We start from the raw sequence: 18,671 nt of genomic DNA, 5'->3' as shown, positions 1-18,671 counted from the left end.
TCAGGCTCCCTGGCCCGAAGTGCGGCGCGCGAGCCAGAGCTTGAATGCCGTCCAATTGTCGCCGGCGCGCTTGGCGAGGCCCGTCAGCCAGTCGGCCCAGCTGACCGGCAATTCCATGGTGCGGGATGAGACGATGAACCAGATCGACACCGCGGAGGCGATGAGCGGTATGCCGTAGAGCAGGTAGACATAGTACCAGACCTTATCGGCTTTGCCGGCGGCGAAGAAGCCCAGCCATCGCACGAAAAGCGCGATCGCGATCGCCGTGATCAGCGGATTGATGCGTGCTTCGCGATGCGAGCGCGCATCGCCCGCCACCGCAAGCGCGATCAGCGCGAACACCAGCGAATAGGACCATTCGGCGAAGCGCTGGTTGAGCTCCGCACGGTAGTTGCCAGGGTCGCGCTGGAACATCTTGTCATTGGGATCCGGGTTGAGCAGATACGCCGTCGTCCGGTCCTTGGGCAGAAGCGTGATGTCGTTCGCCGCCGACATGAAGGCCGACATGTCGAAGGCGTAAGAGGTAAAGCGGATGACGGAGAGGTCGCCGGTCACCGATTTGCGGTTGATGACGCCGTCATTCATCATCAGCACCTTCTCGTCGCCCTTTTCGACGATGCTGCCTGTCTTGGCATAGTAGGTGAGGCTGGCGCCTTCCTCGCGCGAATCGGCGACGAAGATGCCGCCGAGCCGGTTGCCGGGAAGTCGTTCGCCGACCTGCAGGTAGAGGCCGTCGTCGATCTTGCGGAATGTGCCTTCCTGGATGATCAGCGACACGAGGTCGGCGCGCGAAGCCGCTACCAGCTGGCGGTTCTTCTGCCTGGCATAGGGGTCTATCGCGTTGTCGACGATGAAGGAAAAGGCGCAAGCAAAAGCCGCGAGCAGCAGGATCGGCCGCGCGATCGTCCAGCGCGAGGCRCCCGCGGCGCTGAGCACTGCCAGCTCCGAATCGGTATTCATCGCGCTTAGCGTCTGCGCCACCGCGACCACGAGGGCGAACGGCACCACGATCGGGATGATGGAGGGGATGATGAGCGCCGCGACCTCGAAGAAGGTCAGCGCCGATTGGCCGTTGTCTGTGACGAGGTCGATCTTGGCCAGCACCTGCGTCGTCCACACGATCGCCAGCGTCCAGGCCAGCGCGGCGAGGAACATCGTCAGCGCCCGGCGCATGATGTAGCGTTCAACGACCTTCATGAAGGCTTTTCTCAATTTTGCCGAACGGCATCATGCCCGCCGACAAAGTAGTGATCCGGCGACGCGTGCACAACTGGGTCATAAGCGGCTCGCTCCGGATTGTCGCCCTACGCCGCGTGCCCCGGCGCGGCGGAGTCTCCGCGCCAATGGATAAGAAATGCAAAACATCGATGGTTAACAGCAGGTTACGGCAGCAAGCTAACGCCGTGCCGAGGCGAATCCTTTGTCCATTGTGGCGCTGATATAGACAGCGATTTCGGCCAAAGTCTTGCCAAATGGCTCAAAACGACCAAATGTCGCGCACGCTTGCCAAACCCCTTGCTCGCTCAAAAAACCTTTGCCGGCACCTTCCGGCCATCCCCGAAAGCAGGACCTGATGACGTCGAGACCTTCCATTTCTTTCGCCAAGTTTGCCGCACCGAAAAAAGGCAGTGTCTTCGTCTTCGCGGCCGATGGCGATGGGCTCGGCGAGGCGGCGAAGGCCTGCGATCCGGCCGGCGCGCTTACGCGTGCCTTTCCGATCGCCGATTTCTCCGGCAAGTTCGCAAGCTCGGTTGAGGTGCTGGCGCCGGAAGGAACGTCTGTCGATCGGCTTGTGGCGATCGGCGCCGGCAAGGTCTCAACCCTCGACGACAATGCCTGGCAGAAGCTCGGCGGCGCCGTCGCCGCTTCACTGCGCAAGGCGACCGATGTGGACGTCATCCTCGATCTGCCCGACCTGCAGCCCGACGGCCGACAGGCGGCCAGCCTAGCCGCCGGCATCCTGCTGCGCAGCTATTCCTTCGACAAATACAAGACCAGGAAGGACAAGGAAGACGGGCAATCCGATTCGAAGGGGGCAGACGCCAAGAAGGCCGAGACTGCGAAGCCCGCCAAGATAACCATCCATTGCGCCGATCCTGCCGCCGCCAAGAAGGCTTTTGTCGGCGAGGAAGCGGTGGTGGATGGCGTTCTCCTTGCGCGCGACCTTGTCAACGAACCGGCCAATGCGCTGGGGCCCGTCGAATTCGCCGATCGCGTCAAGCAACTGGAATCGCTCGGCGTCGAGGTCGAGATCCTGACCGAGAAAGAGATGAAGAAGCTCGGCATGGGCTCGCTGCTCGGTGTCGCGCAAGGCTCGCCGCGCGGCGCGCGCCTCGCGGTGATGCGCTGGAACGGCGGCAAGGCCAAGGACGCGCCGCTCGCCTTCATCGGCAAGGGCGTCACCTTCGACACCGGCGGCAACTCGATGAAGCCGGCTTCGGGCATGGAAGACATGAAGGGCGACATGGGCGGCGCGGCCGCCGTCACCGGGCTGATGCGCGCGCTGGCCGCGCGCAAGGCGAAGGCCAATGTGGTCGGCGTCATCGGCCTGGTCGAGAACGCTGTCGACGGCCATGCGCAGCGCCCCGGCGACATCGTCACCTCGATGTCGGGCCAGACGATCGAAGTCTTGAACACCGACGCGGAAGGCCGCCTCGTGCTCGCCGACGCGCTCTGGTACGCCAACGACCGTTTCAAGCCGAAATTCATGATCAACTTGGCGACGCTCACCGGCGCCATCATGGTGGCGCTCGGCCAGCATTATGCCGGCCTGTTCTCCAACAATGACGAGCTCGCCGGCCGGATTTTCGGCGCCGGCCAAGCCAGCCAGGAACGGGTCTGGCGCATGCCGCTCGGCCCCGAATACGACAAGCTGATCGATTCCAAGAATGCCGACATGAAGAACATCGGCGGCCGCTACGGCGGCGCCATCATCGCCGCGCAATTCCTGCAGCGCTTCGTCAAGGACACCCCCTGGGCGCATCTCGACATTGCCGGCACCGCGATGGGCGCGCCGTCGAGCGAGATCAACCAGTCCTGGGGCTCGGGTTTTGGCGTGCGCCTCCTGGATCGGCTGGTGCGCGATCACTACGAAGGGTAGGGGATGGCCGACATCCTGTTCTACCATTTGACCGAATCGACGCTCGAGGAGGCGCTGCCTGGCCTGCTCGAGCGCAGTGTCGAGCGCGGCTGGCGCGCGGTGGTGCAGACCGGCACCGAAGAGCGGCGCGACGCGCTCGACCAGCATCTGTGGACCTTCCGCGACGATTCCTTCCTGGCGCATGCCACCGACCGCGAGGCCCATCCGGCCGAACAGCCGATCTTGCTCACCACGGGCGAAGCCAACCAGAACGCCGCGCAGATCCGTTTCCTGGTCGACGGCGCCAACCCGCCTGAGCTTTCCGGCTACGAGCGCGCCGTCTTCCTCTTCGACGGCCATGACGCGGCCCAGCTCGAAGCCGCGCGCGGCCATTGGAAGACGATGAAGGAAGCCGGCCACGCCGTGACCTACTGGCAGCAGACACCCGACCGGCGCTGGGAGCGCAAGGCCTAAGGCCGTCAGCGATCGAGTTCTTCTCAGGCGCCCGCCGCTCCTCGCACGGCCTTGGCCGCCGTGGCCGATCCGCTCTATAGGTAAGTTGACGCAAGCTCATGCGGCGAGGGGGAGAATGCGGGTCAGGATCGTCGGAACCGGCAGGGCGGTACCGGCTGAGCGGATTACCACGCGCGCGCTGGAAGAGCGGCTCGGCCTTGGCCAGGGCACGCTGGAAAACGCCACTGGCGTCGTCGAGCGCTATGTCTGCAATGCCGAATCGCAAATCGATCTCGCCTGCGCCGCTGCCGCCCTTGCGCTTGAGGACGCCGGCCTCGAGCCCGGCGCCGTCGACCTGATCGTCGGCGGCTGCGGCGTGCCTTACCAGCCTCTGCCGGCGACCGCGCCATTGGTCATGCAGCGCCTTGGGCTAGCTGACGGTTCCGCCGCGGCCTTCGACGTCAACAGCACCTGTCTCGGCTTCCTCACCGCTTTCGAGACCGCCGGCCGCATGATCGAAGCCGGGCAATGCGAGACGGCGCTGGTGTTCTCGTCCGAAGTCGCCTCGCGCGCGCTGCCCTGGCACGACGCGCCGGAGATCGCCGCCCTCTTTGGCGACGGCGCGGCAGTGGCCGTGTTGCGCAAGGCCAGGCCAGGCGAGGGCAAGGTCGCGGCGAGCCTGATGCGCACCTATCCGTCGGGCTGGGAGGCCTGCGGTATCGGTTCGGGCGGCACGCGCTTCGACTTCCGCAAGGACCAGGAAGCGTTCGCCGCGCACAGCCTGTTTCACATGGACGGCAAGGAATTGTTCCGGCTCACCTCTCGCCATTTCAACGGCTTCGTCACCGCTCTGCTGGAGCGCGCCGGCTGGTCGCATGACGACGTCGATCTCGTGGTTCCGCACCAGGCGAGCCCTTTCGCGCTCGCCCACATGGCGCGCCAGACCGGCTTTGCGCCGCAAAAGCTGGTCGACATCTCCGCCAGCTTCGGTAACCAGATCGCCGCCTCCATGCCCTTCGCGCTGGATGTCGCGCGCCGCCAGGGCCGCGTCGCGCCAGGCATGAAGCTGCTCTTCCTGGGCACGTCGGCCGGCGTCTCCTTCGGCGGCATGGCACTGGAGGTCTGAGCGATGGCCGTCCTCGTCACCGGCGCCAGCGGCTTCCTCGGCGCCCATGTGCTCGAGCGGCTGGCGGAATCCGGCACGCTGGCGCTCGGGCTCGGCCGCGATGAGGAACGCTGCGCCGCGCTCGAAACCTTGGGCCATCGCATCATCCGCCACGACCTTGCGGAGCCGATCGATCAAGCGCTCGACCCCAGGCTTGGCCGGGTCGAGCGGATCATCCATTGCGCGGCGCTCTCGTCGCCCTTCGGCCGGCTCGCGGATTTCGAGGCGGCCAATGTCACGGCAACGCGCAACCTTGTCGATTTCGCCAGCCGGCAGCGTGTCAGCCGTTTCGTCTACATCTCCAGCCCATCCGTCTGCTTCGCCTTCCGCGACCAGCTTGGCCTGACCGAGGACGCGGCCTTGCCGGAGCCGGTCAATCACTATGCCCGCACCAAGCGCTTGGCCGAAAAGATCGTGCTCGGCCAGCCCGTTATCCATCCGGTGGTGCTGCGGCCGCGCGGCATCTACGGCAAGGGCGATCGGGCGCTGCTGCCGCGCCTGATCAAGGCGGCGAAAAGCCGGCCGCTGCCGCTGTTTCGCGACGGCCGGGCGGCCATCGACCTCACTTATGTCGACGATGTCGTCGACGCGGTCATGGCGGCGCTCGCGGCGCCGGAGGAGGTGGAATATCAGGTCTTCAACGTCTCCGGTGGCGAGGTGCTGCCGGTCCGCCGCATCGCGGACGCGGCCTGCAGCCGCGCCGGCCTCAAGGCGCGCTGGCGGCCGACGCCGCTCATGCCGGCGATGCTGACGGCGGGCCTGATGGAAGCGGTGGCGCTGCGTCTGCCCGGTCGGCCCGAGCCGCCGGTCACCCGCTATGCGCTGGGCCTCTTCGCCTATGCGCAAAACCYAGATCTTTCCAAGGCGAGACGGATGCTCGGCTGGGCACCGAAAGTCTCGTTCGAACGAGGGCTTGACCGCACGTTTGCCGACGGGTCCGGGCCATGAAGCTTGTCTTCGCCAACAGCGCCTGGGTGAGCGCCGCCGAGCGGCTGATCCTGCGCGGCGGCACCTGGCAAAGCGTCAGGCTGCGTGTCCGCTACGGGCTGTTCTTCCACCCCGCCGCCGGTCCGGTGCTGGTCGATACCGGTTACACGCCGGACGCGCTGAGCGGCGACCGGCGCGGCCGGATGCTGCGGCTCTACGGCGCGCTGCTGAAGCCGCAACTCAACGCTGCCGAACAGGTCCTGCCGGTGCTCGAGCGTTTCGGCCTATCGCCCGATGACATCCGCACAATCATCGTCACGCATTTCCACGCCGACCACATTTCGGGCCTGTCGCTGTTCCGCAACGCGCGCTTCATCGCCAGCGATGCCGCCTGGGCACGGCTCAAGGCGCGCGGCTCCAGGCAGAATCTGCGCCATGGCATCTTCACCGAGCTCTTCCCGCCGGATTTCGGGGCGCGGCTGGAAGGCATCTCCGCGAAGCCTCGCATTGCACCGCAGGGCGACATCCCGGGCGGCGCCGATCTCTTCGGCGACGGCAACGTGATCGCGGTCGATCTTCCCGGCCATGCCGATGGCCAGTTCGGCCTGCTGTTCAATGGCTTCGCCCGGCCGCTGCTTTACGCCGTCGATGTGCAATGGCTGCTCACTGCCTTGACGGAAACCCGCACACCGGGTTTCCCCGCGACCCTCATCGCCGAGGATGCGACGGCGATCGAGCCGACCAGCGCCATGCTGCGCCGCTTCCTCGGCTCGGGCGGCGAGGTGATGCTCTGCCATGATCCCACGCCGACATCCTACGATCTCGCGCCGGAGGTGGCATGAACGGGCTGGCGGAAGCGGCAGGCTCCTTCGCCTTGACACGCTGGGTCTCGCGCAAGAGCCGCGCAGACTTCGAACGCTGGCAGGCGGCCGCCATGCGGCGCTTTCTCGACCGCGACCTGCCGCGCGCGCCCTTCTACGGCAATGCGCCGACGCGTCTCACCGATCTGCCGGTGACGGATAAGGCGCTGCTGATGGGGTGCTTCGACGAATTCAACGTCCATAGCCTCACCGCCGCGGAAGCCTGGGAGGCTCTGGCGCGTGGCGGCCGCGCCGGCGCGCTTACCGTCGGCGCCAGCACCGGCACCTCCGGTAATCGCGGCCTGTTCGTGATCTCCGAGGCAGAAAAGTATCGCTGGTTGGGCGCGATCCTCGCCAAGGCGGCGCCCGATCTTGTCTGGCGCGGCATGCGGGTCGCCGTCATCCTGCCGCAGAACGCCGGGCTTTACGACAGCGCCCGCAAATCGCGGCTGATCAAGCTCGCCTTCTTCGACCTGACCTTGGGGCCGGAAAGCTGGCGCGGCGCGCTCGAAGCCTTCGACCCGACAGTCATCATCGCGCCGCCAAAAATGCTTCGGCATTTCGCGGCCGAGAACGTCCGGCTCCGGCCGAGGCGTGTCTTTTCCGCGGCGGAAACGCTGGATCCGGTCGACCGTCCGGTTATCGAGGATTTCTTCCGGCTGCCGCTCGATCAGATCTACATGGCGACCGAGGGCCTGTTCGCGGTGACCTGCCGGCAGGGCGGGCTGCATCTTGCGGAGGACTCCGTCTTCTTCGAATTCGAGCCGGCGGGCGAGGGGTTGGTGACGCCGCTGGTGACGGCCTTTCGCCGCCAAATCCAGATCATGGCACGCTACAGGATGAACGACCTGTTGCGCTTGTCCAAAGAACCTTGCCGCTGCGGTTCGCCGCTGCGCTGCGTCGATGAGATCGTCGGCCGCATGGACGATGTCTTCCGGCTCACTTCGCCGGATGGCCCGATCCTCGTCACGCCGGATGTGCTGCGCAATGCCGTGCTCAAGGCCGACCGCCGCATCGACGATTTTCGCCTCATCCAGACCGGGCCTGACACGGTCGAGCTTCGGCTTCCACCGACGCTCGCGGATGATGCGGCAGTCGCCGCTCACCAGGCAGTCCGCGCGCTTCTGGAAACGCGAAAGGCGGTCGCCACACTCTCGCTCATCCGCGCGCCGCTGCCGCTGGAAACAAGCCGCAAGCTGCGCCGCGTCGAATGCCGCCTGGAGCGGGCGCGATGAGCGGCGCGGCGGCGATGGACAGGCCCACGCAGCAGGTCGACCGGGTCGAGAACAAGCCGGCAAAGGTCGAGGCTTTTGTGAGGCTTTTCAACGAGTTGCCGGTGCGCGATCTCATCGCCAATCTCAAGACGAAGATCGAGACGTTCGACGTCGCCGGTCGGGTTTTTCCGCTGACGCTGAATGACGCCGATGATGCGCCCAACTGCTATATCTGCTGCCCGACCAGCGCCTATATCGACTACGCGATGGACGAGACGCGCAACTTCGCCGCTCACCCGCTGCTCCGGCGCGCGCTCAACGCCCTGATCGGCGCCTGTGCGCCGCTGGTCAGGGCAAGCGGTCTCGACCATCAGGCGCAGGTCAACAACTGGCTCTATTCGACCAACCCGATGCCGCTGCTCGACCGGCCGACCGTCGCGGCGCTGCGCGCGAACCTGATCGAGCGTTTCCCGGATCGCACCATCGTCATCCGCTCGTTGAACGATATCGCCGATCCGGCGACCATTGCCGCCTTGAAGGCCGAGGGATTCCGCATGCTGGCGGCGCGGCAGATCTACATTTTCGCCGACCGCAGCGCGGCGCCCGCGATGACGCGCGACATGAAGCGCGACCGCGCCCGCCTGCGCGCGACACCTTTTGAAAGGGTCGGCAATGGCGATTTCACCGAGGCTGACTATGTCCGTGCCGAGCAACTCTACACCATGCTCTATCTCGATAAATACACGCCGCTCAATCCGCACTACACGGCCCGCTACATCGCCGAGATGCACCGGTGCGGCATCATCAGCCTTGCGGGTTTGCGCCGGCCGGGCGGCGAGCTGGTCGCCGTCACCGGCCTGTTCGAAAACGGCGTCACGCTGACCCAGCCGATCGTCGGCTATGATACAAGCCTGCCGGTCGGCGAGGGGCTTTATCGCATGATGATGGCGATGGCGCAGGATCACGCCACGGCGCGCGGCTTGTTCTTCAACATGAGCGCGGGCGCCGCCGGTTTCAAACGCCGGCGCGGCGCGGTCGCCGCGATCGAATTCAACGCCGTCTTTGCCGGGCATCTTCCGCGCCGTCGTCGCGTGGCGATCCGCGTCATGGAGACGGTGCTGGCGCTGGTCGGCATTCCGCTGCTCAGGAGGTTCGAGTTGTGAGCGAGCGTCGCGGTGAAGCCTATTGGCAGGCAGTTGCCCTGTCAGCCGACATCGGCAGGCGGCCGAAGCGCATCCTGTTTGATGGTGCGCCTGTGGTGCTTTTCCGCGCGGCGCAAGGCGTCGCCGCTCTTTTCGACCGCTGCCCGCACCGACTGGTCGAGCTGTCGACCGGCAAGATCGTCGGCGGCGAGATCGAATGCCCCTATCACGGCTGGCGCTATGACGGCGAAGGCCGCTGCACCGCGATCCCCGGCCATGTCGGCGCCATGCCGCATTACCGGGTGCGGCGCTATGCCGCGATCGAGCGCGACGGCGTCGTCTTCGTCTCGTCCGGCACGCCGCAGGGCGAGCCTTACCTGCACTGCATGCAGGGCAAGAACATTATCGTGCGGCGGGTGCGCTCGTCGACCCAATCGACGGTGATCGATGCCGCCGAAAACATCCTCGATGCTACCCACACCCATTTCACCCATAAGGGCCTGCTGCGCGGCTTGACCTCGAAACGCCATCTGGTGYGGGTCGAAGTGACGGGGGGCGAGGGCTGGGTCGAGGCGAGCTATACCGGCGAGGAGCGCCAGCAGGGCCTGATCAGCCGGCTCCTGGAAGGCGAGCGCGCGAGGACCATCGGCCGCTTTCGCCATCCGGGCATCGCCGAACTCGAATATTGGGGCAAGGACGGGCTGGTCTTGGCCACCACCTTCCATCTGCGCCAAGCTGACGATCGCACCGTCGAAGGCGTCGGCTGGCTGATCGGCCGGCGCCAGGGCCTGCTTGGCGAGCTGAAGGCGCTTGCCTTCAAGCCATTGTTCAATGTCGCTCTTGAGCAAGACCGCCGGGTGCTGAAATCGGCAAGCGACAACGCCCGTTTCGCCCCGCAGGCCTTGCCGGTGATCGGGCCGTTGGATTTCCTGCGCCGCGACATCGCCGCGATCATGGAGGGAAGGGTGCCGCCGGCGGCGAGCGAGCCGCGGGTGCATGAAATCGAATTGTGAACTGAAGTTCACACATCTTGACCTGAGCGTCTGTGTGAATTATAGTTCACGCATGATCGAGGTCCGGCAGACTGACGAATTCAGGAAGTGGCTGCGGGACCTTAAAGATATCCGAGCCGCGAGGAAGATTGCTCAACGGATCATTCGTGTTGAAGCGGGCTTGCGGGGGACGCGAAGTTCTTCGAAGGCATAGGCGAGCTTCGGATCGACTATGGACCGAGCTACCGTGTCTATTTCATCAGGCGCGGTAACACGGTCATCATCCTGCTTTGCGGAGGCGACAAATCCTCTCAAGACAGGGACATCAGAAAGGCCAAGCAGATGGCAAGCGAGGTTTGACATGGCTCTTAAAATCACACCATTCGATGCCGCTGAATATTTCGACGATGCAGAGTCTCAGGCCGAGCTCCTTGCCGACGCGTTCGAGACCGGTGACGCAACCTATATTGCACACGCACTCGGCGTCATCGCGCGAGCTCGCGGCATGACCGCCGTGGCTAAGAACGCCGGTGTCACCCGCGAGGCGCTTTACAAAGCGCTGAGCGATAAGGGCGACCCACGCCTCAGCACACTGCTGGGTGTCACCAAGGCACTTGGTCTGCAACTTGACGTGAAGCCTATCGGCCCTGGCTCGCTCGGGGCATGAGCATATCAGCCCGGCCCGTTCCACTCGATATCCCGCGTCGACGCTGCCTGCAGGCTGATCCGCTCACGCCAAGCCATCCCGGCGATCTCCGCCAGCGCCGGCCATTGCGCCCTTACCGGGGCTGAATCGCCCGGCCAATCGAGCAGTTCCTCGCCCTCGCGCATCGCTTGGCGAAAGCGGGCGAACCCGCCCGAACGCAACGTCGCCGGCAGCCCATAGATCCACATCGCGAGCCGCACCGTTTGCGGCGCGATGACGTCCGGCCTGATTTCCTGGCCGTCGCCGAGCAGGGCATCCGCGAAGCGCGCCGGATCGCGGAAGAAATGCAGGCCGCTCACCGCGCGCGGGTTGCATTCGAGCGGCAGCACGCGGCCATCCGGCTCGCGCATCAGGTCGAAGGAGATCTGCCCGGTCCACGCGGTGCCGGCGACGATGCGCTCGACCAGATCGCGCGCCGCATCGTCCTCGGCCCGCTCGAAGAAGATGCCGGCGCCCTTGCCTGCACGATAAGGGGAGCGGTAGAGCGCCAGCGCCTTGAGCCTGCCTTCGCGCGCCACCGCATAGGCGCTGATCTCCTCGCCCTCGACAAAACGCTGCGCCACCCAAGGCATGGCGGGCGAAGGTGTGATCGCATCGAGGAAATCCGGCGTCGGACGCAGCAGAACATGGCTCGCGAAGCGCGACCAGACCGGCTTGAACACCAGGTCGCGCGAGCGGGCACGCACCGCCTCCAGATCGTCGCGGGAATTCAGAAGCGTGGTCTCCGGCACCGGCAGGCCAAGCCGTTCAGCCAGCCGGATGAAGCTGTGCTTGTCGTGGACCTCCGCCAGCAACCCGATATCGGGTGCGAACAAAAGCGCCGGCATGGTCCTGTTGCGCCAGGCAAGCGCAAGGTGAAAGACTTCCTCGCAGGTCGGGATGACGAGGCTGATGCCCTCGACCCGGATCAGCGCCTCCACCGCCTCGCGGTAGGCCTGCGGCTCGAAGCGCGGCGGCGGCAGCCGATGATAGCGCGCGCAGGCCCTGCTTGCCGCCGCGATCGGCCGCGCCGGCGTGTCGGCCAGGATCACCCTATGTCCGGCACCATGGAGAAGGCGCGCCAGATGCAGCGCCACCGGAGCGCGCGCCCCCGTGATCAGGATGGTTCCGTCAGCCCCCGGCATTCGGTCACGCGGTCGTTTCAGCCGCGATGACCGTTGCGCGAAATCGCCGTGCTTGGCAATCGCGCTACTGCACGTCGAGATGCGTCCGCGACTACAGCTTTGCCTTGAAGCGTTTCACCTTCCTGCTGGCGTAGTCGCCATTGCGCAGGTCCGATTTGCCGTGGCGATTCCGGAACTCATACCAGGTACCGCTCGGAGATTCGCGCTGGTAGATCACCTTGCCAGCCTGGCGATGCTCGAAGCAGCTCAAGGATGTCTTGGCGCCCCACGAGCCGTGCCAGGTTGCCCGGAAACACAGTTTGCCGTGGCCAGGCATGAACCAGAGACCCTCGCCATAGCTCTTGCCCCCCTTGGTGGACCACGCTGTAAACTGCCGCTTCTGCACCGCAAAATACGCAGCGCCGTGGTTGCCCCAGCGCCATGAGCGGTTCTTGTAGAGCTGATAGACGCCTTCATCGGAAACGACGTCGGCCTTCGCCGCCTTGGCGTCGATCCTGTTCGCTGCTTTGGCCGTTGCGGCACCCTGCGGGCCGACAACAAAAACGGAGCAGACAAGCGCCACTCCGAGAAACTTCCCCACTGCACTTTTCACGATTTTACTCCGCCCACTGATTTACGCATACGCTTTACCACCCGCCAAGCCAGCCCGGCGGCAATCACACTTTAACACTTTTAGCCGGAGCCCGTCCCGGTCCGGCCGGGACGAACGTGGTCGCGCCGTTACGGCAGGACGTGCTGGGTTACCCGCCAGTCGGGCAGCCCATAGCCGCCCAGCCACGGCCAGACTTCCTTCTGGTTGAAGTAGACGACCGAGGTCAGGGCCGGAAACTCGGCATAGGACTTGCGCGAGTCCTCTGCCCATTTCGACACGTAGTCCTGCTTTCCGACATAGCCCAACTCGGCAACGATGACCGGCTTGTTGAATTTCGCGACACGCTCATAGCCTGGCTTCAGCGTCTCTTCGAAGGTCCGGTCGCGGCCGACTTCGTCATTGTCCTTCTTCTGCAAGCCGAACACCGAGAGGCCGATCACATCGACATAGTTGTCTCCGGGATAGTATTTCTCCAGGCCTTCGACGCCCTTGGGCGACCACATGTATTTTGCCGCCGGCGCGGCCTTGCGGCACACGTCCACCTCGCGCTTGTAGGCGGCGATCCAGTCCTTCGGCGCCCAGTTGGCCCAGGTGAAGCGGCCGTTCTTGTCTTCCATCTCTTGCGCCCAGCGGATGGTGACCGGGCTCTTCATTTGCCCGACAAGGCTGCAGATCGCCTGCATGTTGGCGTCGTATTTGCCGCTCAATATGCCGTCGCGCAGTTCGGGCGGCGTGATGCGCCAGTCCTTCGACCATGTCCAAGGCTCGATGGTGATCAGCAGCGAACGGCCGCGTTGCTGCGCATAGGCGTCCGCGAGCGGCAGCGTCGACAGGTCGACGTCTTCCCAAGGCAGGAACAGTTCCTCGATGGTGGCCGACTTGTCGTTGCTGAAATCGCCGTAAGGATCGTAGGAGCCGAACGCCGACGCGGCCGAGCTCGTCTTGATCGGATCCGTTCCCGTCTGCGAACCCGCCGACGCTGGCAAGGCCACGCCGATGATAAGCGCCGACACAAGCGCGGTTGCTGTGGAGAGTTTCATACCCGCCTCCCATGGGCTTCAGTGTCCCGCCGGACCTTGAAGCTTGCCACGACGTGCCGACCGGCACGCAAACCCAAATATCGGCCGCTGAGGTGAAGATGCGGGTTTTCTGAGCGACTGGGACTGGCGCGCTTCACGCTCTGCCGTCCACTATTGTTGTCTCTGTCGGCCTTATACATAGGCCTTGAGACGGGGTCGCCGCGATACTCACAAATTCGCGTCAACGTTACGATATTAACCCTTTCTCATATAAGAGCCTATGCTCGACGAGAGTCAAGCGCAATTAACCGTTGCTTAACCTTATCGCCACCGGCATGGTTAACCGGAAGGATGAGTCGCGCCGGCTCCGAACAGTGAAGCGCCTAAGACAAGCCGGCGTTGCGGCCGCGCCCCGGAAGATGAAGGGCTCGGAGGCCGTGGCTTGGTTAACCAGTTCCCAACAAGCTTGGTTAACGAAAGCCTAATTTTGTTGACTCTGCATTAGCCAAAGCTGATTCTGTAGCGGGATGAGTGCGTTCGACCGGCTTAGCCGGGCGGGCAGGGCGTGGGTAGTATGGGCGTATCTGGGGATGCCGGCGTCGGCGGCGGCAAAACGACGTCAATGGGCCAGGTTGGCGAGGTTTCGACCGGCCACGGCCCCAAGGGTCCTTATCTCGTGCCCGTGCTCACGCCGCGCCAGCAATCGACTTTGCGGTTGGGCCTCGCTTTCTGGTTCGTCACGCTGGCTTTCTTCTGGTCATGGTGGCTGCGGCCCGAGCATATCGGCCATGTCGGGCCCTTTGCCTTAGCCACCATCGTGCTGGCCTGGCTGACCTTGATGCCGATGTACTTCCTGCTCAACGTCCATGCCTCGAGGAAGTCGTCCAAGCTGCATACGATACCGAAGCGGTCGCGCGTCGCCATGGTGGTCACCAAGGCGCCGTCGGAGCCTTTCGCCGTGGTGCAGCGCACGTTGGAAGCGATGCTGGCGCAGGACTATCCGCACGACACCTGGCTTGCCGACGAGGATCCGACCGAGGCGACGGTTCGCTGGTGCGACGCGCATGGCGTGCTGATTTCAACCAGGCGCGGCCGCGAGGACTATCACCGCAAGACCTGGCCGCGCCGGACCCGCTGCAAGGAAGGCAACCTGGCTTTTTTCTATGATCAGTACGGCTATGAACGCTATGACTTCGTCGCTCAGATGGATGCCGACCATGTGCCGTCGCCGACCTATCTGAGGGAAATCCTCTATCCCTTCGCCGACCCCGGCGTCGGATATGTCTCGGCGCCCAGCATCTGCGACAACAATGCCGACCAGAGCTGGGCCGCCCGTGGCCGCCTGTTCCCGGAGGGCATGTTCCACGGCCCCTTGCAGTCCGGGCACACAGGTGGGGGCGCGCCGCTCTGCATCGGTTCGCATTACGCCGTCAGGACGCGGGCGCTGCGCGAGGCCGGTGGCCTTGGTCCGGAACTGGCCGAGGATCATTCGACCTCGATGCTGATCAACGCTGCCGGCTGGCGCGGCGTGCACGCCATCGACGCCATCGCCAACGGAGATGGCCCGCAGACCTTTGCCGATCTCGTCACCCAGGAATTCCAGTGGTCGCGCAGCCTGGTGACGATCCTGCTCGAATACACGCCGAAATACTTCGCCAGGCTGACGCCGCGGCTGAAGTTCCAGTTCCTGTTCTGCCAGCTCTGGTATCCGCTGTTCGCGGTCTTTGCGCTGATGATGTATGCGATRCCGATCTATGCGCTGTTCACGGGACGCAACTTTGCCAACGTCATGTATGCCGAGTTTGTCTTCTACTATCTGCCGAATTCGGTGGCGCTGGTCGGGCTGGTGATCATGCTCAAGGCCTTCGGCCTGTCGCGGCCGCTGACGGCGAAGACGCTGAGCTGGGAAGGCACGCTGTTCCTCTTCTTCGCGCGCTGGCCCTGGGTGCTGTGGGGAACGCTGTCGGCGCTTCGCGACTATGTGACAAAATCCTTCGTCGACTTTCGGGTCACGCCGAAGGGTAGCGGCCCTAAGCATCTTCTGCCGGCGCGCGCCTTCGCGCCTTATGTCGTGCTGGCGATTGGCGCGGCTCTGCCGGTACTGCTGGTCAAGCATCCGTTCGACGCCACAGGCTTCTACTGGTTCGCCACCTTCAACGCTTTCCTTTATGGCCTTCTTGTCGTGGTCATCATTGCCAGGCATGTCCGCGAGAACAGGATTTCACTGCGCGCCAACGCCGCGAAATTCGCCCTGCATGCTTCTCTCGCGCTGGTCGCGCTAGGCGTCCCGATCGCGGGTTTCTACGATCGCGGGCTCGAGGGTATCTACGGGCTGCAGCAGGGGGCCGGCGGTTTTCGCATCGTCCGGATCGCCTATGTGATTTCCGGCGCCGGCATGGGCGACATCGGCTCGCGCAAATTCTATTTCGACCCCGGCTGGGAAGTGCCGCGCTGAGCTGAGCGCGTGTGAGAGGCCGTTTGCTCGCATGGTGAGGCCGCTGCCTCATCACGGCGCTCCCGAAAGAAGATCAAATTTTAATAGTAATCGATCGAGTCGCGAAAGATCGCGCTCATCATCTCGTTTGCACGAATTTTAATAAGTCCCCTCTAATATTAAGCCACGATATGAATGGCGACGAGCCGTTCACGCGGCGCGGAAGCCAAGGAAAGAGAAAATATATCCGCGCAAAAACAAGGCGTATTTCGTGGCAGGGGACGACAATGAACGATTTCATGAATGAAGCAGCGGCTGTCGGTAAGAGATATGCTTGCGCCATTGCCGCCATTGCACTGGCCTCGGTCGTGTCTGGCTGCCAGAGCATGGACACGACGAAGACCAGCTCGATCGGCACCATGCCGGCAGCCCACACCACTACAAAGAAGGTGCAATACGTCAAGAAGCATCGGCTGCATCGCGTTCACCGAAAGCCGCTGACGCAAATGTCCAGTGTGACGCGCGTCAGGGGAGAGGCCTATGCCGTCTTCGTACGGTCGCAGCCTGTTCGCGTGCCGCGGCCCGTCAGGATTTCCTACAGCGTGGGCGGCGTCGGTCCGCTGCTTGGCCACTCGCCGTGGATTTGCGGCCCGAGTGGTTTCGGTCAGCGCTCGGCTTGCAGGGCGCGCTAGCTAGAGCATGTCTCCCGAAAGTGGTAACCGGTTTCGGGACAAAGACATGCGCAAAATCAAAAGCCTAAAGCGCATGGAGCGAATCTGAAAGATCGCGACGCGCTTTAGATAAGCGCTATCGCCGGGGGCTTGACCACGGGAGCAAGGGGAGGGACGCACGCCGTCGGCGGACCGCCTCTTGCCTTCCGGTCGCCCGCGTGTCGCGGTGTTGGTCGACCGGCCGCCGCGGGACTACTTGCGGCGCGGCTTCGCCTTTTCGCTCGCCGGCTTGCTCGGCCAGTGCCAGCCATCGCCTTCGCCATGCGCGGGCTGTGGCCGCGCCACATAGGCGAGCGCGCCGTTGGCCTCCAGATAGACGCGCGACAGCATCTCGGCGAGCACGCCCGACGTCACAGCCTGCAGTCCGGCGATCACCAGGAAGAAGCCGGTGATCAGCATCGGCCTCGTGCCGATATCCTGCCCCCAGAAAACCTTGATCGCGAACAGATAGGCCAGGATCAGCGAGCCGAGCACGCCGAGCACGATGCCGATGCCGCCGAAGAAATGGCCGGGCCGTGTGCGATAGCGCAGGAAGAAGAACATGAAAACGAGGTCCAGCACCACGCGGAAGGTGCGCGAGATGCCGTATTTCGATTGGCCGTGGATACGGGCGTGATGCGTCACCACCYCCTGGGCGATGCGGCGCGGCGTCGTCACGGTCGCGAGCCACGCCGGGATGAAGCGGTGCATCTCGCCATAGAGCCGGACGCTGCGGATGACGCTGCCGCGGAACACTTTCAGGCTGCAGCCATAGTCCTTGAGCTTGACGCCGGTGACGCGCGCGATCAGTCTGTTGGCGATGCGCGAGGGCAGGCGGCGCAACCAGAACCCTTCCTTGCGGTCCTTGCGCCAGCCGGCAACGAGGTCGAGATCCTCGGTCAGCAGGCGATAGACCATGCGTGGGATATCGAAAGGGTCATTCTGCAGGTCGCCGTCGAGCGTCGCGATGACGTCGCCGCGCGCGGCGTCGAGACCGGCTTGCATGGCCGCGGTCTGTTTGTAGTTGCGCACCAGCTCCACGCCGTGCACATGCGGCCCGTATTGAACCGCCAGCCGGCGGATCTCGGCGGGCGTGGCGTCGGTGCTGCCGTCGTCGACCAGAACCACTTCCCAGGGCTGGCTGTAGTTCTCCATCGCCTGATGGATGCGCACCAGCAGCGGCTCGACATTGTCGGCCTCGTTGTACATTGGAATGACGATGGAGAGCTTGTGCTCGGGCATGACGGCGCCCTCGGGCAGTCCCGATGCGGGGATGGGAAGCACGTTCATGGCGGTCATTTCCTTGCCGGTCCCGCCGCCGGAGTTTCGGGCAGCGTCGATTTGGAGGGGAACAGCCAGGCGATCGCGCCGGTTGCGACCGCCGAGCACAAGATGAAGAGATGCAGCGCCAGCGCCGCCTGCAGGCCGTCCTTCATGGCGATGCCGGAATAGAGCAGCGCGGCGGCCGCGCCCGCCTCATAGGTGCCGAAGCCTGCGACGCCCTGCACCGGCAGGATGGCGGCGGCCTCCGCGCCGACAGCGCCCGGAAAGGCGGTCTGGAACGAGGTGTTGAGCAGCATGGCGAGCAGCCAGCCCTGCACGCCGAGCTTCAGCGCCCAGTTGGCGATCGTCCACCACCAGCCATAGCGCGACCGTCCCGTCGCTTCCGTGAAGATGTCGCGCAATTTTCCGAGCTTCGAGACGATCCTGCCGCCGGCCGTCCAGTTGTGCGGCGCGCGCGCCCAGCGCGGCAGGTACCATGCGGCGGCGATCAGCGCCGCGATGCCGGCGGCCCTCAGCGCCGGGTGCAAACCCGGCCACACCAGGCAAGCCAGCACGCCGACGACGAAAGCATCCTGCAGCCTGAACCACAGCAGCGAAGCGCTGGCGCGCACGATCGAGACGCCGAACACCTGGCGCAACAGGATCGGGAAGGCCGTCTCGCCGCCACGGAACGGCACGATGTTGATCATGGCATTGTGGATCAGGATGACGCGCAGCGTGGCGCCGAAGCGGCCGTTCACATCGTCGCGGAATTCGTCGCAGACGCGCAGCGCCCGGAGCACATAGGTGACGAACAGCGCCGCCGCGACCGCCAAGAAAGCGCCGGGCGTGATGGAGGCGAAGGCATCGCCGACCATCTTCCAGCGTTGGTCGCTGGCAAGCCATGCCAGCAGCGCCAGAGTGACGACTATCGATATCGCTCTCTTCAACCAATTCTCCGATGGCGCCACCGCCGCGTCGGAGCGGCTTA

At 64.6% G+C, this 18,671-nt stretch carries 17 protein-coding genes and 1 pseudogene; 12 read left to right on the top strand and 6 right to left on the bottom strand.

Annotation, left to right across the window (positions count from 1 at the left end; genetic code table 11):
• A complete protein-coding gene (gene lptF / locus LCM4577_RS31025) occupies positions 1 to 1,197 on the bottom strand; it encodes an LPS export ABC transporter permease LptF (protein WP_040984657.1) in 1,197 nt (398 codons plus the stop codon).
• Positions 1,198 to 1,573: 376 nt separating this feature from the next.
• Between lptF and LCM4577_RS31020 the strand changes: the two genes are divergently transcribed.
• From LCM4577_RS31020 to LCM4577_RS30975, 10 genes and pseudogenes are all read left to right on the top strand, one after another.
• A complete protein-coding gene (locus LCM4577_RS31020) occupies positions 1,574 to 3,100 on the top strand; it encodes a leucyl aminopeptidase (protein ID WP_071074616.1) in 1,527 nt (508 codons plus the stop codon).
• Between the two features lie 3 nt (positions 3,101 to 3,103).
• Positions 3,104 to 3,553 (top strand): DNA polymerase III subunit chi, encoded by a 450-nt coding sequence (locus tag LCM4577_RS31015; RefSeq protein WP_071074615.1) that lies wholly within the window; start codon positions 3,104 to 3,106, stop codon positions 3,551 to 3,553.
• A 115-nt stretch (positions 3,554 to 3,668) separates the two neighbouring features.
• A complete protein-coding gene (locus LCM4577_RS31010; RefSeq protein WP_071035752.1) occupies positions 3,669 to 4,658 on the top strand; it encodes a 3-oxoacyl-[acyl-carrier-protein] synthase III C-terminal domain-containing protein in 990 nt (329 codons plus the stop codon).
• A gap of 3 nt (positions 4,659 to 4,661) precedes the next feature.
• Positions 4,662 to 5,645: an NAD(P)-dependent oxidoreductase gene (locus tag LCM4577_RS31005; RefSeq protein ID WP_071074614.1), complete on the top strand. Its 984-nt coding sequence runs from the start codon at positions 4,662 to 4,664 to the stop codon at positions 5,643 to 5,645.
• Positions 5,642 to 6,466 carry an MBL fold metallo-hydrolase gene (locus LCM4577_RS31000; protein WP_071035754.1) on the top strand — a complete coding sequence of 275 codons (825 nt, stop codon included), beginning with the start codon at positions 5,642 to 5,644 and terminating at the stop codon, positions 6,464 to 6,466. The genes LCM4577_RS31005 and LCM4577_RS31000 overlap by 4 nt, the downstream gene beginning before the upstream one ends.
• Positions 6,463 to 7,719, top strand: a complete 1,257-nt coding sequence (locus tag LCM4577_RS30995; protein WP_071074613.1) for a F390 synthetase-related protein — start codon at positions 6,463 to 6,465, stop codon at positions 7,717 to 7,719. Before LCM4577_RS31000 ends, LCM4577_RS30995 begins: the two co-directional genes overlap by 4 nt.
• Positions 7,716 to 8,861, top strand: a complete 1,146-nt coding sequence (locus LCM4577_RS30990; RefSeq protein WP_071035755.1) for a GNAT family N-acetyltransferase — start codon at positions 7,716 to 7,718, stop codon at positions 8,859 to 8,861. Before LCM4577_RS30995 ends, LCM4577_RS30990 begins: the two co-directional genes overlap by 4 nt.
• Positions 8,858 to 9,853 carry a Rieske 2Fe-2S domain-containing protein gene (locus tag LCM4577_RS30985; protein WP_071074612.1) on the top strand — a complete coding sequence of 332 codons (996 nt, stop codon included), beginning with the start codon at positions 8,858 to 8,860 and terminating at the stop codon, positions 9,851 to 9,853. Before LCM4577_RS30990 ends, LCM4577_RS30985 begins: the two co-directional genes overlap by 4 nt.
• Before the next feature lie 52 nt (positions 9,854 to 9,905).
• Positions 9,906 to 10,192 (top strand): annotated as a pseudogene (locus LCM4577_RS30980) (type II toxin-antitoxin system RelE/ParE family toxin).
• 1 nt (position 10,193) lies between these two features.
• Entirely contained in the window at positions 10,194 to 10,499 is a 306-nt protein-coding gene (locus LCM4577_RS30975; protein WP_040984676.1) for an addiction module antidote protein, read from the top strand.
• A 5-nt stretch (positions 10,500 to 10,504) separates the two neighbouring features.
• Here the strand turns inward: LCM4577_RS30975 and LCM4577_RS30970 are convergent, their stop codons facing one another.
• The 3 genes from LCM4577_RS30970 to LCM4577_RS30960 all read right to left on the bottom strand — a co-directional run bounded on the left by LCM4577_RS30970 (position 10,505) and on the right by LCM4577_RS30960 (position 13,294).
• Positions 10,505 to 11,662 carry an ATP-grasp domain-containing protein gene (locus LCM4577_RS30970; RefSeq protein WP_071074611.1) on the bottom strand — a complete coding sequence of 386 codons (1,158 nt, stop codon included), beginning with the start codon at positions 11,660 to 11,662 and terminating at the stop codon, positions 10,505 to 10,507.
• Between the two features lie 91 nt (positions 11,663 to 11,753).
• Positions 11,754 to 12,224, bottom strand: a complete 471-nt coding sequence (locus LCM4577_RS30965; protein WP_244508481.1) for a DUF995 domain-containing protein — start codon at positions 12,222 to 12,224, stop codon at positions 11,754 to 11,756.
• A 158-nt stretch (positions 12,225 to 12,382) separates the two neighbouring features.
• Positions 12,383 to 13,294: a glycoside hydrolase family 26 protein gene (locus tag LCM4577_RS30960; protein ID WP_040984679.1), complete on the bottom strand. Its 912-nt coding sequence runs from the start codon at positions 13,292 to 13,294 to the stop codon at positions 12,383 to 12,385.
• A 601-nt stretch (positions 13,295 to 13,895) separates the two neighbouring features.
• Here LCM4577_RS30960 and LCM4577_RS30955 point away from each other — a divergent pair.
• Both LCM4577_RS30955 and LCM4577_RS30950 read left to right on the top strand, forming a co-directional pair.
• Positions 13,896 to 15,728 (top strand): glycosyltransferase family 2 protein, encoded by a 1,833-nt coding sequence (locus LCM4577_RS30955; protein ID WP_071074609.1) that lies wholly within the window; start codon positions 13,896 to 13,898, stop codon positions 15,726 to 15,728.
• 170 nt (positions 15,729 to 15,898) lie between these two features.
• Positions 15,899 to 16,399 carry a hypothetical protein gene (locus tag LCM4577_RS30950; protein ID WP_371410089.1) on the top strand — a complete coding sequence of 167 codons (501 nt, stop codon included), beginning with the start codon at positions 15,899 to 15,901 and terminating at the stop codon, positions 16,397 to 16,399.
• Positions 16,400 to 16,630: 231 nt separating this feature from the next.
• Here LCM4577_RS30950 and LCM4577_RS30945 read toward each other — a convergent pair whose 3' ends face one another.
• Positions 16,631 to 17,707: a glycosyltransferase family 2 protein gene (locus tag LCM4577_RS30945; RefSeq protein WP_071074698.1), complete on the bottom strand. Its 1,077-nt coding sequence runs from the start codon at positions 17,705 to 17,707 to the stop codon at positions 16,631 to 16,633.
• A gap of 5 nt (positions 17,708 to 17,712) precedes the next feature.
• Entirely contained in the window at positions 17,713 to 18,630 is a 918-nt protein-coding gene (locus tag LCM4577_RS30940) for a lysylphosphatidylglycerol synthase domain-containing protein (RefSeq protein ID WP_071035763.1), read from the bottom strand.
• Between the last annotated feature and the right edge of the window lie 41 nt (positions 18,631 to 18,671).

Origin of the sequence: Mesorhizobium sp. LCM 4577 (genome assembly GCF_001854795.2) — a bacterium.
GTDB classification, from domain to species: domain Bacteria; phylum Pseudomonadota; class Alphaproteobacteria; order Rhizobiales; family Rhizobiaceae; genus Mesorhizobium; species Mesorhizobium plurifarium.
The sequence above is the reverse complement of the archived record's forward strand: the minus strand, read 5'-3'. Positions and strand labels throughout refer to the sequence as shown.

Coding starts and splice junctions, on each gene's coding strand:
- LCM4577_RS30995 (WP_071074613.1), top strand. CDS start 6,463: ATGAACGGGCTGGCGGAAGCGGCAGGCTCCTTCGCCTTGACACGCTGG.
- LCM4577_RS30990 (WP_071035755.1), top strand. CDS start 7,716: ATGAGCGGCGCGGCGGCGATGGACAGGCCCACGCAGCAGGTCGACCGG.
- LCM4577_RS30975 (WP_040984676.1), top strand. CDS start 10,194: ATGGCTCTTAAAATCACACCATTCGATGCCGCTGAATATTTCGACGAT.
- LCM4577_RS30950 (WP_371410089.1), top strand. CDS start 15,899: ATGAATGGCGACGAGCCGTTCACGCGGCGCGGAAGCCAAGGAAAGAGA.
- LCM4577_RS31000 (WP_071035754.1), top strand. CDS start 5,642: ATGAAGCTTGTCTTCGCCAACAGCGCCTGGGTGAGCGCCGCCGAGCGG.
- LCM4577_RS30960 (WP_040984679.1), bottom strand. CDS start 13,294: ATGAAACTCTCCACAGCAACCGCGCTTGTGTCGGCGCTTATCATCGGC.
- LCM4577_RS31020 (WP_071074616.1), top strand. CDS start 1,574: ATGACGTCGAGACCTTCCATTTCTTTCGCCAAGTTTGCCGCACCGAAA.
- LCM4577_RS30970 (WP_071074611.1), bottom strand. CDS start 11,662: ATGCCGGGGGCTGACGGAACCATCCTGATCACGGGGGCGCGCGCTCCG.
- LCM4577_RS31010 (WP_071035752.1), top strand. CDS start 3,669: ATGCGGGTCAGGATCGTCGGAACCGGCAGGGCGGTACCGGCTGAGCGG.
- LCM4577_RS31015 (WP_071074615.1), top strand. CDS start 3,104: ATGGCCGACATCCTGTTCTACCATTTGACCGAATCGACGCTCGAGGAG.